Annotated in this window: 14 protein-coding genes; 7 read left to right on the top strand and 7 right to left on the bottom strand. The window is 69.9% G+C overall.

From position 1 onward, the window contains the following. Positions 1–30: 30 nt before the first annotated feature. From ACQEU1_RS05600 to ACQEU1_RS05590, 3 genes are read right to left on the bottom strand one after another with little or no spacing between them, the layout of a single operon-like run. Complete coding sequence (locus ACQEU1_RS05600) at positions 31–1,566, bottom strand: acyl-CoA synthetase (protein ID WP_433196912.1); 1,536 nt, start codon at positions 1,564–1,566, stop codon at positions 31–33. Continuing rightward, on the bottom strand, positions 1,566–2,693 hold the full coding sequence (locus ACQEU1_RS05595; RefSeq protein ID WP_433196910.1) for a DUF5938 domain-containing protein: 1,128 nt from the start codon (positions 2,691–2,693) through the stop codon (positions 1,566–1,568). The genes ACQEU1_RS05600 and ACQEU1_RS05595 overlap by 1 nt, the downstream gene beginning before the upstream one ends. A gap of 3 nt (positions 2,694–2,696) precedes the next feature. Continuing rightward, positions 2,697–3,500: an SDR family NAD(P)-dependent oxidoreductase gene (locus ACQEU1_RS05590; RefSeq protein ID WP_433196908.1), complete on the bottom strand. Its 804-nt coding sequence runs from the start codon at positions 3,498–3,500 to the stop codon at positions 2,697–2,699. Between the two features lie 134 nt (positions 3,501–3,634). Between ACQEU1_RS05590 and ACQEU1_RS05585 the strand changes: the two genes are divergently transcribed. The 4 genes from ACQEU1_RS05585 (at position 3,635) to vanX (ending at position 6,901) form a co-directional block, all read left to right on the top strand. Next, positions 3,635–4,270 carry a TetR/AcrR family transcriptional regulator gene (locus tag ACQEU1_RS05585; protein WP_433196906.1) on the top strand — a complete coding sequence of 212 codons (636 nt, stop codon included), beginning with the start codon at positions 3,635–3,637 and terminating at the stop codon, positions 4,268–4,270. Between the two features lie 86 nt (positions 4,271–4,356). Further along, a complete protein-coding gene (locus ACQEU1_RS05580) occupies positions 4,357–5,310 on the top strand; it encodes a D-isomer specific 2-hydroxyacid dehydrogenase family protein (RefSeq protein ID WP_433196904.1) in 954 nt (317 codons plus the stop codon). Then, complete coding sequence (locus ACQEU1_RS05575; RefSeq protein WP_433196902.1) at positions 5,307–6,305, top strand: D-alanine--D-alanine ligase family protein; 999 nt, start codon at positions 5,307–5,309, stop codon at positions 6,303–6,305. Before ACQEU1_RS05580 ends, ACQEU1_RS05575 begins: the two co-directional genes overlap by 4 nt. After that, entirely contained in the window at positions 6,302–6,901 is a 600-nt protein-coding gene (gene vanX, locus ACQEU1_RS05570) for a D-Ala-D-Ala dipeptidase VanX (RefSeq protein WP_433196900.1), read from the top strand. The genes ACQEU1_RS05575 and vanX overlap by 4 nt, the downstream gene beginning before the upstream one ends. Positions 6,902–6,905: 4 nt before the next feature. Here vanX and ACQEU1_RS05565 read toward each other — a convergent pair whose 3' ends face one another. Then, entirely contained in the window at positions 6,906–7,976 is a 1,071-nt protein-coding gene (locus ACQEU1_RS05565; RefSeq protein WP_433196898.1) for a sensor histidine kinase, read from the bottom strand. A gap of 62 nt (positions 7,977–8,038) precedes the next feature. Between ACQEU1_RS05565 and ACQEU1_RS05560 the strand changes: the two genes are divergently transcribed. Continuing rightward, complete coding sequence (locus ACQEU1_RS05560) at positions 8,039–8,554, top strand: hypothetical protein (RefSeq protein WP_433196896.1); 516 nt, start codon at positions 8,039–8,041, stop codon at positions 8,552–8,554. Here the strand turns inward: ACQEU1_RS05560 and ACQEU1_RS05555 are convergent. The 3 genes from ACQEU1_RS05555 to ACQEU1_RS05545 all read right to left on the bottom strand — a co-directional run bounded on the left by ACQEU1_RS05555 (position 8,551) and on the right by ACQEU1_RS05545 (position 11,256). Then, complete coding sequence (locus ACQEU1_RS05555) at positions 8,551–9,669, bottom strand: BMP family lipoprotein (protein ID WP_433211340.1); 1,119 nt, start codon at positions 9,667–9,669, stop codon at positions 8,551–8,553. The two genes, ACQEU1_RS05560 and ACQEU1_RS05555, sit on opposite strands and share 4 nt — an antisense overlap. A gap of 82 nt (positions 9,670–9,751) precedes the next feature. Further along, positions 9,752–10,264: a GNAT family N-acetyltransferase gene (locus tag ACQEU1_RS05550; protein ID WP_433196894.1), complete on the bottom strand. Its 513-nt coding sequence runs from the start codon at positions 10,262–10,264 to the stop codon at positions 9,752–9,754. Continuing rightward, positions 10,261–11,256, bottom strand: coding sequence for a hypothetical protein (locus tag ACQEU1_RS05545; RefSeq protein WP_433196892.1), 996 nt, complete (start codon positions 11,254–11,256; stop codon positions 10,261–10,263). Before ACQEU1_RS05545 ends, ACQEU1_RS05550 begins: the two co-directional genes overlap by 4 nt. Positions 11,257–11,387: 131 nt before the next feature. Here ACQEU1_RS05545 and ACQEU1_RS05540 point away from each other — a divergent pair, with 131 nt between their 5' ends. Further along, positions 11,388–12,107, top strand: a complete 720-nt coding sequence (locus ACQEU1_RS05540; RefSeq protein ID WP_433196890.1) for a MerR family transcriptional regulator — start codon at positions 11,388–11,390, stop codon at positions 12,105–12,107. Beyond that, a complete protein-coding gene (locus ACQEU1_RS05535; RefSeq protein ID WP_433196888.1) occupies positions 12,104–14,425 on the top strand; it encodes a VIT domain-containing protein in 2,322 nt (773 codons plus the stop codon). Before ACQEU1_RS05540 ends, ACQEU1_RS05535 begins: the two co-directional genes overlap by 4 nt. Positions 14,426–14,460 lie beyond the last annotated feature (35 nt).

The raw sequence follows: 14,460 nt of genomic DNA, 5'->3' as shown, positions 1-14,460 counted from the left end.
CACACGACACAGGTCGTGCGAGGAACGGCTTCAGTTCCCGGAGAGCTGCGCGCGGATCTCGGCTTTCAGGACCTTGCCCACTTTGGACCGAGGCAGGTCCGGCCAGATCTCCACCTGCTTCGGCGCCTTCACCCCGCCCAACTGCTCCTTCACGAACGCGATCAACGCGTCGGGCTCGGCCTGACCGGACGCCCTCAGTTGCACCACGGCCGTGACCCGCTCGCCCCACTTGGGATCGGGCAGCCCGACCACGGCGCTGTCCTGCACCGCCGGATGCGCCCGCAACGCCTGCTCGACCTCGGCCGAGTACACGTTGAACCCGCCCGTGATGATCATGTCCTTCGCCCGGTCGACGATGAACAGGAAGTTGTCGGCGTCCAGGTAGCCGATGTCCCCGGTGTGGTGCCAGCCGAACGCGCTCACCTCGGCCGTCGCCGCCGGGTTCTCGTGGTACCCGGCCATCACCAGCGGTCCGCGCACCACGATCTCGCCGCGTTCCCCGGGAGGCAGCACCGTGCCGTCCGGTGCCATGATCGCGACCTGCGTCAACGGCGAGGGCCTGCCCGCCGACGACAACCGCTCGACCGCGATCGACCCGTCGGCGTGGAAGTGGTCCGCCGGGGCGAGCGTCGCGATCATGTTCGGTGCCTCGGTCTGCCCGAAGAGCTGACCCATCACCGGTCCGATCCGCTGCAACGCCTCGGTCAGCCGCACCGGTGACATCGGCGCGGCGCCGTACCAGAGGCAGCGCAACGAGGTCAGGTCCGTCGTGTCCAGCGCCGGGTGGTCGAGCAGGCCGTAGATCACGGTCGGCGGCAGGAACGCGTGCGTGATCCGGTGGTGCTCGATCAGCCGCAGGAACTCGCCGAGGTCCGGTGCGGGCATGATCACCGTCTCGCCGCCCATCGACATGATCGGGAACGTCAGCACGCCCGCGGAGTGCGTGAGCGGTGCGAGCGCGAGGTAGCGGGGACGGACGCCGAACGGGTAGCTCATCAGCGTCAGCGCGGTCGCCGTCTCCAGGTTGTGCCCGGTCAGCCGCACGCCCTTGGGGCGCCCGGTCGTGCCGCCGGTGCCGGCCAGCACGCACAGGTCGTCGTCGGGCACGAACACCGGTTCCGGTGCGCGGCCGAACTTCGCGAGCCAGGCCTCGAACGGGACGGCGCCCTCCACCTCGCCGTCGAGGCACACCAGGATCGTCAACGCGGGCAGGTCGCCGCGGATCCGTTCGACCAGGGGAGCGAACTTCGCCTGGAAGAACAGGCAGCGGCAGCCGAAGAGGTCGAGCAGCTCGCGGTTCTCCGCCGCCTCGTTGCGCGGGTTGACCGGGCACCACACCGCCCCGGCCCGCGAGATGCCGAACACGCAGGTGAGCGCCAGCGGGTCGTTCGCGGACAGCACGGCGACCCGGTCACCGACCTCGATCCCGCTGCCCTGCAATGCTCCCGCGATGTCCCGGGAGCGTTGCTGGACTTCGGCGTAGGTCTGCGAGACCCCGCCGACGGTGAGGCAGGGCGCGTCGCCCCCGAGCGACGCGCCCTTGTCCAGGTAGTCGCTGAGACGCATCAGCGGTGCGTTTCGACGATCGGGTCGAGCACCAGGCCGAACGACCGCAGCGCGCCGAGCAGTTCGCGGTGCCCGAACGCCTGGCAGCCCGACGCGAAGCCGACCCGGCGTGGCGCGTCCTGCAACAGGTGCACGGCGGCGTGCACGTTCAGCAACGCCGTCTGCTTGTAGTTGCAGTTGCCGTGGATGACGCAGCTGGCCCGGCCGAGCGGACCGGACGCGTGCACGGAGTCGAGCGAGATGTTGATCCGCGGGTTCTCCCGAGGCGGCATCTCACTGCGCACCTGCGCGGAGAACGCGTCGACGATCTCGTACTTCTCCGCGTCCGACTTGCCCTCCATCTGCTCCAGCGCGGCCGCGACGATCTGCGGCACACCCAGCATCAACGGCCGGTTGAACACACCGCCGAGCGCCCGCACGGACGCCACCCGCGGATCGCGCTTGAACCACACCGGGTGCGCGGTGCCGCCCCACGGCAGGGCGAGGCCGAGCTCGTGCTGACCCGGTACGACGAGCTCGTAGAGGCCCGCGTCCGGCGGCCATTCCACGTACTCGTTCTGCTCCAGGTAGTACGCCTTGGCGAACGCCGCGTTCGTGAGGATGGTGTTCGTGGAAGCGACTGTGGGATAACCCTTCCAGAACACCCCGATGTCCAAAGTGTCCAGTCCGGGCTGCTCCAGGCAGATCTGCGCGGCGATCTCGCCGACCGTGTACATCTGCGCGATGCCGGGGGAGAGCAGCAGGCCCTGCTTCGCGAACTCGGCGCCGTAATGCGCTTCGGCGTCGATCATCCAGTCCTGCTCGCCGTTCGTGTCGGTGTAGTGCGCACCGATGTTGAGGCTGGCCTGGACGGCCTCGTGGCCGTAGCGGGAGAACGGGCCGACGGTGTTGAGCACGACCTTGGCGCCGGTGAACGCCTCGGTCAGCGCGTCGGTGGAGTGCTCGACCTCGGCCACGTCGTAGGCGACCGTGTCGATGCCGGGCACCGCGTCCACGGCCTCCTTGACGCGCTGGGCGTCCCGGCCGGCGGCGAGGAACGGGATGCCGTACTCGCGCAGGTACTCGCAGATCAGCCGGCCGGTGTAGCCGGAGGCGCCGTAGACGACGACGGGCTTGTCGGTGGGCATCGGTCACATCCCCATTCCGCCGTCGACCGGCAGACCCGCGCCGGTGATGAACTTGGAGGCGTCGGACGCGAGGAACACCACGGCGTCCGCCATGTCGTCGACCTGCCCGAGGCGGCCGAGCGGTGTCAGTTCGACGACCGCGCCCACGGCGGCTTCGACCGACGGGAAGAGGCCGAGCTCGGCGCAGTCGACCGCCAGCTGGTTGCCCATCGCGGTGGGGGTGAGGCCGGGGTAGATGCAGTTGACCCGCACGCCGTAGCCGAGCTTGCCGGACTCCGCGGCCGCGACCCTGGTCAGCCGGTCGATCGCGGACTTCGTCGCCGAGTAGACGCTGATGCCGGGGAACGCGATGGTCGCCGCGACCGAGGCGATGCTGATGATCGACCCGCCGTTGCCTGCGGCTCCTCCCGGACGCATGGCGCGCAGGCCGTGCTTCATGCCGAGCGCGGTGCCGAGGACGTTGACGTCGAGCATCTTGCGGACGTCGGCCGGGTTCAGCTCGGTGATGAGACTGGTGATCTCGATGCCCGCGTTGTTGACGAGGACGTCGAGCCCGCCGATGGTGTCGACGGCCGTGCTCACCGCGGAGGCCCAGCTTTCGTCGTCCGTGACGTCCAAGGGGACGAACTCGGCTACGGCACCTTGGTCCCGCAGCGCTTGGGCCGTCTGTTTGCCCTCTTCCTCCAGGACGTCGCCGATCAGGACCGCCGCCCCGGCCTGCGCCAGCGCCTGGGCCATGCCCGCACCCAGCCCTCGCGCACCCCCGGTGACCAGCGCTTTCCGCCCGCTCAGCTGATAACTCGTCATTGAGTCGCCTCCTCGGTGAGATGGCTCACACACTAGTTATTCCTGGACAGTCGTCAAGATTTTCCTTGACGACTGTCCAAGATTTTTTGGACGAGTGGTCAAGGTTTGTCGCAGTGAACGGTAGGCTCCGGGGTGTGACAGAAGTCGCTTCGCGCAAGCAGGACCGCATCGCCCGCCGGCAGGTCGACAAGTTCGACGCCAGGCGGACGGAGCTCGCCGTGGCGACCCTGCACACGCTCGCCTCGCTCGGCTACGCGCGCACCAGCCTGCGGGAGATCGCGCAGAACTCCGAGTTCTCGCACGGCGTCCTGCACTACTACTTCGCGGACAAGCGCGACCTGATCACCGAGGCGGTCCGGCAGTACGAGGTCGTCTGCGTGACGCGCTACGACGAGGTCGTGGCCACGTCCGTCACGGCTGTTCAGCTTCGTGACGAGTTCGTGGCGATGTTCTTCGACACCCTCGAGCAGGACGCCACGCTGCACCGCCTCTGGTACGACCTGCGCAACCAGAGCTTGTTCGACGAGTCGTTCCGCGCGGACGTGCTGGAGATCGACAGCCACCGCGAGGCCATGGTGTGGCGGGTCGTCCACCGCTACGCCGAGCTGCTCGGCGGCACACCCGCCGCGTCACCGGCGATCGTCTACGTGACGCTCGACGGGCTGTTCCAGCGCGCGTTGCTGCACCAACTGTCCGGCAACTCCGACGTGGTCGAGGCGTTGCGGGTGGAGCTGCCGGTGACGATGGACCTGCTGGTGAAGCCCGCCTAGAGGTCGCGGCTTTCTCTTCGGCGTATCGCCTGCATATCGGAAACCGCATCCGGGGTGGCAACGCCGTGCTGTCTTGACTGAGTCGCATGGCAACAGGCATCACGATTTACGGGTGCGATCCGGACGAGGCCGTCCTGTTCCGGGAAATGGCGCCACGGTGCGGTGTGGCGCCGACTTTCGTCGAAGCACCGGTGGCGCCGGAGAATGCCGCGCTGGCGTCCGGGAACGAATGCGTCAGCGTCGGGCACAAGACCCGCGTGACCCGGTCCGTGCTTTCCGCGTTGAGTCGCGCCGGTGTTCGCTACGTTTCGACGCGGAGCATCGGGGTCGACCACATCGACGTCGAGTTCGCCGCGAGCGTCGGCATCGAGGTCGGCAACATCGAGTACTCGCCGGACAGCGTCGCGGACTTCACGGTGATGCTCGCGCTGATGCTGCTGCGCGACGTCCGGTCCGTGCTGAGGCGAGCGGACCTGCACGACTACCGGCTCGGCTCGCGTGGCCGTGAGCTGCGGGATCTGACCGTCGGGGTGATCGGCACCGGGCGGATCGGGGTGGCGGTGCTGGACCGGCTGCGCGGGTTCGGCGGGTGTGTGGTGGCGCACGACAGCAGGCCGCGCAACTCGGCCGACTACGTGCCGTTGGACGAACTGCTGCGGGTGAGCGACGTCGTCACGTTGCACACGCCGTTGAACGCGGGAACGCGGCATTTGCTCGATCGCGACCGAATCGCTTTGATGAAGCCCGGGGCGTTCGTCATCAACACCGGACGAGGTCCTTTGATCGACACCAAAGCGTTGGTCGAGGCGCTGGAAAGCGGTCGGCTGGGTGGTGCGGCATTGGATGTTCTGGAAGGCGAAGAGGGAATCTTCTACACCGACTGCCGCGCCCGTGACGTCGATCTCGACGCATTGGTGCGGCTTCGGGGAATGCCGAACGTGCTCATCACTCCGCACACCGCGTATTACACGGACCACGCGCTGAGCGACACCGTGGAAAACACTCTCATCAACTGTCTGAACTTCGGGGGAACGGCATGAGCAAGGTCAGGATCGGCGTGCTCTTCGGCGGCGCGTTCGAGGAGCACCCCGTCTCGGTGAAGTCGGCGGGGGAGGTGGCGCGGAGTCTCGACGCGGCGCGGTACGAGCCGCTCTGGATCAAGATCACGCGCGGTGGTGAGTGGCTGCTGTGCGACGGCCCGGACTCCGGCGACGGCCGGCCGGTGGTGCTCTCACCCGCCGGGCTGGTGGTGCTGGGCGACGGGTCGTTCGAGGTGATCGGCCTGGACGTCGTGTTCCCGGTGCTGCACGGCAGGCAGGGGGAGGACGGGTCGGTGCAGGGGCTGCTGGAGCTCGCCGGCATCCCGTACATCGGGTGTGACGTGCAGAGTTCCGCGCTGTGCATGGACAAGACGCTCACGTACGTCGTGGCTCGGAGTGCGGGGGTGGCGACGCCGGCGTTCTGGACCGAGGCGCCCGAGTCGCCGAGCTGGCCGGTGTTCGTGAAGCCCGCGCGGTCCGGGTCGTCGTTCGGCGTGACCAAGGTGTCCACCGAGGACGAACTGGCCGTCGCGCTGGAGGTGGCCCGGCAGTACGACTCGAAGGTCGTGATCGAGGAGGCCGTGGCAGGCAGCGAGATCGGCTGCTCGATCCTCGGCACCGGTGACGAACTCGTCGTCGGCGAACTGGACCGCGTCGCCCTGACCCACGGGTTCTTCCGCATCCACCAGGAGGAGACGCCCGAGACCGGGTCGGAGAACTCGACGTTCATCGTCCCCGCGGACATCTCCGACGAGTCGCGCGCCCTCGTGCGGGAGACGGCCCAGGTCGTCTACCGGGCGTTGGGCTGCTCGGGCCTCGCGCGGGTCGACATGTTCCTGACGCCCGAAGGGAAAGTGGTGCTGAACGAGGTCAACACCATGCCCGGCCTCACCTCGTACAGCCGTTACCCGCGGATGATGGCGGCCGCGGGCCTGCCGCTCGGTGACGTGATCGACCGGCTCGTGTCGTTGGCGCTGACGGGAAAGCTCCGGTGAACCCGGACTTCGTGTTCGTCGACGAGCACGTCCCCGGCGTTCGCTGGGACGCCAAGTACGCCACCTGGGACAACTTCACCGGCAGACCGGTCGACGGCTACCTCGTCAACCGGGTCGCGGGCACCACGGCGTTGTGCGCGGCGCTCGACATGGCCCAGCAGAAGGCTGAGTCGCTCGGCTTCGGCCTGCTGCTGTGGGACTGCTACCGCCCGCAACGCGCCGTGGACCGCTTCCTGCGCTGGGCCGAGGAACCCGACGATCCGCGCATCAAAGCCCGGTTCCACCCGAACATCAGCCGGGCCGAGATGTTCGAACAGGGTTACGTGGCAACGAAGTCCGGCCACAGCCGCGGCGGAACTGTCGACCTGACGCTCTACCACCTGGAGTCCGGAGACCTCGTCGCGATGGGCGGCGGCCACGACCTGATGGATCCGATCTCGCACCACGGCGCCCCGGTCGCCGAGGCCGCGAACCGGGCGCACCTCTGTTCGATCATGGAGGCCTGCGGTTTCCGGCGCTACGACAACGAGTGGTGGCACTACACCCTGGTCGACGAGCCCTACCCGGACACCTACTTCGACTTCCCCATCGCGTGAGGGGTCACGGTGCGGGCAGCCGCACCGTGACCCGCAGTCCGCCGTCAGCGCGCGGCGTCAACGTCAGCGTGCCGTCGTGCGCTTGCGTGATGCTCTTGACGATCGCCAGCCCGAGCCCCACCCCGGCCTGGTCGCCGCGCACCCGCGTGGTGCCGCGCTGGAACGGCTCGGTCAGCGTCTCCACCAGCTGGTGCGTGAGCCGCGGCCCGGTGTTCTCCACGGTCAGCGTGCCGAACGCGGGCCCGGCGGCCGTCGTGACCAGCACCGTGCCGTCGAGGACGTTGTGGACGATGGCGTTGTGCACCAGGTTCGTGGTGACCTGCAACAACAACGCGGGCGACCCGGCCGCGAACGCCATCTCCCCGCCCGTCTCGACGAAGATCCTGTGCTTCTCCGCCAACGGGAGCAGCGTCTCCGCCGCCTCCTCGGCGATCAGCGACAGATCGACCCGCTCGCGCGCGAACGACCGTTGATCGGCCCGGCTCAGCACCAGCAACGCCTCGGTGAGGTCGATCGCGCGGGCGTTCACGAAGTGCAGCCGCTCCACCAGCTCGTCCGACTCCCGGCTGCTGCGCGCCACGTCGAGCAACGTCCGCGTGACGGCCAACGGCGTCCGCAACTCGTGCGAGGCGTTGGCCGCGAACCGCTGCTGCTCCGCCACGTGCGTCTCCAGCCGCCCCAGCATGGCGTCGAACGCGTCCGCGAGCTCGTGGAACTCGTCCGACCGCCCGGGCAACGCGATCCGGTGCGCGAGCGACCCACCGGCCGCGACGCGCGTGGCGTGCGTGATGCGGTCCAGCGGCGCGAGCATCCGCCCGGCCAGGAACCAGCCGCCGAGCAGCCCGAACACCAGCAGGAAGCACAGCACCCCGGCGATGAACGGTGCGAACGAGGCGGCCAGCCGGGTCCGGTTGATCAGGAAGTCGCCGGTGGGCGTGAGGATCCAGCCGTCGGGCAGGAAGTAGGTGTAGTAGGCGAGCACGGCCGCCATCAGCAGGATGCCCGTGACGACGAGGAAACCGGCGTAGCTGATCGTGAGTTTGAGGCGGACGCTCAAACCTGGTGCCCTGTCCACTGCCCCGAGGCTAGGGCAGTGGCCGTATCGTCCGCATATCCGAACTTCGTGGGGGAGCGGGCGTGGAGTTTCCGGGGACGTACGAGGACGAGCAGGGCGTCGAGCAGATCACCTGGCGCATCGAACCCGTGCGGCGCGGGTACGTGATCCGGACCGAGGTGCGGGGCGTCCCGGTCAGCGGGCACCAGCTCGAGGGGCTCGAGAGGTCCGACGGCACCGAGCTCCACGACTGCGTGCTCGGCGGGGACATGGGGGTCGTCCGGTTCTCCCTGGACTTGCGGGACGAGAAGCTGACGCTGAGCGACGAGACCCGGACCGTGGACGCCGACGTCTTCGAGACCGGTATGCAGCAGCTCGGCGTGACGTCCGAGTGCTGCTTCACGTGCCTGTTCTCCGACTACGCGCCGGGAGGGCAGGCCGTGCTGGGCATGCGCTGCCACCGCGACGTGCGGGAGCGGTACCTCGCGGTCCGGTCCAAAGCGGACTACTGGCACGTCCCGGTCACCCAGGACGTGCCCGAGACGTACCTGTGCGGCGAATACCAGCGCCGGATCCCCGGCACCGGGTACCGCGGCTAGATCTTGTCGTCGACCTTGATCTTGCCCTCGATGATCTGCGCCTTGTAGCCCTCGACGATGCCCTGCAGCTTCGCGTCGACCTTGCCGCCGGACGTCGCGTACCCGACGCCGTTGGACTTCAGGTCGAACACCTTCGGCAGCGACGCGAGGTCGTTGCCCGCGGCCGCGTGGAAGAAGTCGTAGACGGCCACGTCCACGCGCTTGAGGCTCGACGCCGCGATGACGTCCCGGTTCGCGGCGAGCGACGGCTGGTTGTACTGGTCCGCGTCGCAGCCGATCGCGAGGACGCCCGCCTGCTTGACCGCCGCGAACACGCCGATGCCGGACGCGCCCGCCGCCGGGTAGACGACGTCGGCGCCCTTGTCGATCAGGCCCTTCGCGGCCTCCTGGCCCTTCGGCGGGTCCTGGAAGCCGGTGAAGTCGCCGGCCGGGGTGATGTACTTCTTGTCGATCGCGATCTTCGGGGCCGCGGTCCTCGCGCCCTGGTTGTAGCCCGCCTCGAACTTCTGGATCAGCGGGATGTCGACGCCGCCGACGAAGCCGATGTGGCACTTCTTGCTCTGGTAGGCGGCGATGACGCCGGCGAGGAACGCGCCCTCCTGCTCGGCGAACACCAGCGGCGTCACGTTGGTGACGCCCTCGACGGCGGAGTCGACCAGGCCGAACTTGACGTTCGGGAACTCCGGCGCCACCACCTTCAGCGACTCGGTGTAGGCGAAGCCGACGCCGACGATCGGGTTGAAGCCCTCCGTCGCGAGCTGCCGCAGGCGGGTCTGCTTGGCGGTCTCGTCCTCGTTCGGGGCGGCGGACAGCTCGCGCGTGTTCTCCTTCTTCACGCCCATGTCCGCGATCGCCTTGTCGAACCCGGCGGCGGCGAGGTCGTTGAACGACGCGTCACCGCGGCCGCCGATGTCGTAGGCCAGGCCGAGCTTCAACGCGCTGCCGTCGACCTTCTTGCTGTCGGTGGCCGCTGCCTGCGACGTGGTGGGCGCGGTGGGCGGCGTCGCGAACTCGCAGGCGCTCCCGGTCTGAGTGGTGGTGGTGCCACCGTTGTCCTTGGCGCACGCGCTCACCACCATGGTCAGCGCGATCGCGGCAACGGCGGTGCCACGGATACGACGGCGCACAGGTCCCCCTCAACTCTCGGCTTGTGAGAGCCGGACGGTACCTCGCGACTGTTTCGTTCTTGTTGAGCGTTCACCCAGTGAGATCTTTGCGGAACACCAGGAAGTCGCACGGGGTCGCGAGGTGCGGCACCAGGAACGGGTAGGCCTCTTCAAGGTTGTCCCGCCGCTGCAGCCGGTAGCCGAGGCGGGTGTACCAGGCGCGCAGGAACTCCTTGACCGGGTGCTGCCAGTCCTGCGGCACCAGCAGCTCCAGCTGCATCTCGGCCAGGTTCCGCTCGCGCGCCCAGGTCTCGGCGAACTCGACGAGCTGCCTGCCGATGCCGGTGCCACGTTCCTCGGGAGCGGCGACGAGCATGCCGAACTCGCCCGCGCCGTCCGCCAGCTCGTGGATCCTGACCGAACCGACGAGCCTGCCGTTGTCGTGTGCTGTGGCGATCTCGCCGGCCGCGATGAGTCCGGCGATCTCTTCCTCGCTGGTGCGTGCGGCGCCGTCGAGCCAGATGCCCTTCTCGGCATCGGCGTAGACGCGGTTGATCAGCGCGGCGATCGCCGCGGCCTGCCCGGTGTCCTCGGTGAACGTCACCACGGCGCGGGCTGGGTGGTCTCGGCGAGCCTGTCGGCGTGCTGGAGGACACCGAGCTCGCGCAGCATCTTGTCCTTCTGCCTCGGGTCGTGCGCGACGTTCGACGCGTGCAAGGCCTTGCGCAGCCGTGCCTTGCGCCACGGCGTGCCTCTGCCCGCGAGCGCGAGCTTCGCCGCCCGCAGCGCGGCCTTGTCCCTGGTGCGCGCGAGGGCGTCCCGGCCGTCGTCGCCGAGGCCGAGCAACGAGAGGAACCGTTCCCGCAGCTCACGGCCGATGCGCGCCCACGTCGTCGTCCGCTGCCGTGCGGCCCGGATCTCGATGCCGAGCGCGAGGTGCAGCATCACGAGCCCCAGCACCGGCCCGAGCAGCACGCGTGCGGTGCCGGCGATCGGTCCCGACAGGCTGAAGGCGGCGAACGCGGCGAACGCCGTCAGCGCCCACGCCACGAGCCGCGCCGGACCGGGCCGGCCGTTCTGGCGCACGCCACCGCGCATCGCCCAGCCGCACGCGATGAGCGCCGCCTCCATGACGGAGAACAGCAGGACCCGTTCGACCACGTCGGTGATGCCGAGCCGCTGCTCGAAGAACCGCCACGACGTGTCGACGCTGACGCCGATGCTCATGAGCGCCACGAGGTAGAACCCCTTGGCCCCGGCGGGCTTGGCCGGCGCGGCTTCGGGCTCAGGCCCGGGTTCGAGCTCGGGTTCGGGGGAGGGCTGCCGGTCCAGTTCCGCGATCAGCTCCGGCGTCAGCACGACCTGTCCGGCCGTGTCGGTGACACCGTTGCGCGCACGCCATTCGTTCACGATCGGCGTTGCGTACGCCCTGCTGGGAACCCTCTGACCGTGGCTGTTGAGCCACAACCGGACGTCTTCGACCGTGCAGCCGCGCGGCAGGTGCTCGAGCGCGTACTGGATCTGGGCCTTCAGGTACTTCAAACGGCCTAACTCGGCGCTGTGGTCGGTCAGGGTGCCGACCTCGTCCGTGGTCACTCGTGCTCTCCGTCCTCATCGATGGGCTTGCAGGGGCACGCGGACCCGCCGGACCCTACCCGGCTACCAACCGTGAACATCATCAGGTTTTCTCGTTGACACTGTCATGATGACAGTGTCACTATCTAGGGGTGTGGACGCTCGACGAGTTGCTGGACCGCGTCTCCGCCGCGTTGACGGCGGAGTACTCGGGCGCGCCCAACGGCCGCGTCCGGGACGTCCCCGACCGGCGGGCAGTCCGCTGGTACGCGACGACGGGCCTGGTCGACAGACCGTCCGCGATGCGCGGCCGCACGGCCCTGTACGAGAAGCGCCACCTGCTCCAGCTGGTGGCGGTGAAGCGACTGCAGTCGGAGGGGAGGACGCTGGCGGACATCCAGGCGGAGCTGACGGGCGCCACGGAGGCGACGCTGACGGCGATCGCCCGCGTGCCGCCGCACCTGCTCGACGCGGGGGACGCGGAGCCTGCGGGAGAGGTGAGGCCGCGCTTCTGGGCCGCGCCGGCGGGGGTTGCCGCAGCGCCCCAACCGCCTGCCGAACGCTTGATCCAGCCGCCTGCGGCCCGCGTCACCCGGCTGCCTGCCGAACGCGCGGACGCCGCCGCTCCTGCACCAGCCGATCCCGCTCCCACTCCGACCGTGTCTCCCGCCTCGACCGCCCTCCCCGCTTCGGCTCCAGCCGCCCCCCAGCCCCCGCCCCTCCTGACCGGCGTCCCCCTCCCCGGAGGCGCGTACCTCCTCCTCCCGGGCACCCCGACCGAAGCCGACCGCGCCGACCTGGCTGCCGCCGCCCGGCCACTGCTCGACCTCCTCGCCGCCCGCGGCCTGCTCACCGAAAGGGAACCGTCATGACCATCTCCGTCGCCCCGATGAGGGAAGCGGAAGCCGACCGCATCGGCCGGACGACCGAGGACGCGGGTCTCGGCGCACTGCGCACCGAGCGCGGCAACCTGCCGCTCGAACGCCTCGACGTGCGCGCGCAGATCACCGGCCTGACCGGCCGCACGGTGCTGACGGCCGGGTTCGTGAACACCTACGACACCGCGCTCGAAGCGACCTACGTGTTCCCGCTGCCGGACCGTGCCGCCGTGACGGGCATGAAGATGACCGCCGCCGACCGCACGGTGGTGGCCGACCTGCAGGAACGCGCGCAGGCCCGGCAGACCTACGACGACGCGATCGCGGCGGGCAAGCGGGCGTCCATCGTCGAGGAGGAGCGGCCGGACGTCTTCACCATGCGCGTCGGCAACATCCCCGCGGGCGAGCGGGTCAGCGTCGAGCTGACGCTCACCGGGCCGCTGGTGTTCGAGGACGGCGCGGGCACGTTCCGGTTCCCGCTGGTCGTGGCGCCGCGGTACGTGCCGGGGCAGCCGTTGCCGGGGCCGTCGGTCGGGGACGGGCACGCCCAGGACACCGACCTGGTGCCGGACGCGTCGCGGATCTCGCCGCCGGTGTTGCTGCCGGGCTTCCCGAACCCGGTCGAGCTCTCGATCGACGTCGACATCGACGCGGGCGGGCTGGTCCTGGGCGAGGTGCGGTCGAGCCTGCACACCGTCGTGACCGAGGGCAGCACCGTGTCCGTGCAGCCGGGGGAGCGGGTCGACCGCGACTTCGTGTTGCGCCTGACCTACCAGGGCAACGGCACCGCCGTCGTGTGCGTGCCGGACGCCGAAGGTGACGAGGGCACGTACCAGCTGACGGTGCTGCCACCCGAGCCGGAGACGAAGACCAGGCCGCGTGACGTCGTGCTGCTGCTCGACCGGTCCGGCAGCATGGGCGGCTGGAAGATGGTCGCGGCGCGCAGGGCGGCGGCGCGGATCGTCGACACGCTCACCGCGGACGACACGTTCGCCGTGCTCACGTTCGACCACGAGATCGAACGGGCCGAGCTGGGCGGCGGGCTCGCCACGGCCACCGACCGGCACCGGTTCCGCGCGGTCGAGCACCTCGCGAAGGTGCAGGCGCGCGGCGGGACGGAGATGTTCGAGCCGCTGCGCCAGGGGTTGAGCCTGCTCTCCGACGTGGCGCAGGGCCGTGACCCGGTGCTGGTGCTCGTGACAGACGGCCAGGTCGGCAACGAGGACCAGATGCTGCGCGACATCTCGTCGTTGATCAACCGCACGCGCATCCACGCCGTCGGCATCGACACGGCCGTCAACGCCGGGTTCCTCGGCAGGCTGGCCGCGGCCGGCGCCGGGCGGTGCGAGCTGGTCGAGAGCGAGGACCGGCTCGACGAGGCGATGACGCACATCCAGCGGCGGATCGGCGCGCCGGTCATCACCGACGTCGTGGTCGAACCCGCCTCCGACCTGCCCAAGCTGCCCACGGCCATCTACCCGGGCGTGCCGCTGGTGGCGTTCGGCAGGTACCGCGGCAAGCCCGCCGAGTTCACCGTGCGCGGGCGGACCAGGGCCGGTGAGGACTGGCACGAGACGGTCGCGGTCACCGAGCACACGGCGGAGGCGGTCCGGTCGCAGTGGGCCCGTGCGGCGCTGCGCGACCTGGAGGACCGGTACGCCACCGGCGACTCGTCGGTCGAGCCGAAGATCGTCGAGACGTCGCTGAAGTACGGCGTGCTGTGCCGGTTCACCGCCTTCGTCGCGGTGGACGAGCGGGTCGTGTCCGACGGGACGGTGCACCGGGTGACGCAGCCGGTCGAACAGCCCGCGGGCTGGGAGATGCCGGGCGCACCGGTGCGGAGCTTCGGCGGCGGCATGCCCGCTCCGGCTCCGCTCGCGGCGGGAGCGGGCCCGTTCGCCGCGGCGCCGGCGATGATGGACGGCATGCGTCCCGGTGGCGCTCCGGTGGCCCGTGCGGCCGCCCGGCCGGCCGCGCCGAAGATGGTGAGCATGCCGGTACCGCCGCCGTCGCCCCAGTCTCAGCCGGACGACCTGAGGGCCGTCGTGGCGCGCGAGGTGCAGCGGCTGGAGACCGACGCGGCGCTGCCCGCGTGGGAACGCCGTGACCTGCTCGCCGACCTGGCCAGCCGCATCGGCACGCTCTTCGCCTCCCGCCAGGGGAAGGAGTTCCAGCCGGTGCACGACCTGATCGCGGCGATCACGGCCGGTGGTGACACCGACGAGCTGTGGGCACGGGCGGTGCGCGTGCTGCGCGAGTTCACCGGGTCGGAGAAGGCCGAACCGGAACGCCGGCGCAGGTTCTGGCGCTGATCGGACGATTGCCCGTCCGAGGGTGCAGCCGGAAC

Origin of the sequence: Lentzea sp. CA-135723, from assembly GCF_050936595.1 — a bacterium.
Classification (GTDB): domain Bacteria; phylum Actinomycetota; class Actinomycetes; order Mycobacteriales; family Pseudonocardiaceae; genus Lentzea.
The sequence above is the reverse complement of the archived record's forward strand: the minus strand, read 5'-3'. Positions and strand labels throughout refer to the sequence as shown.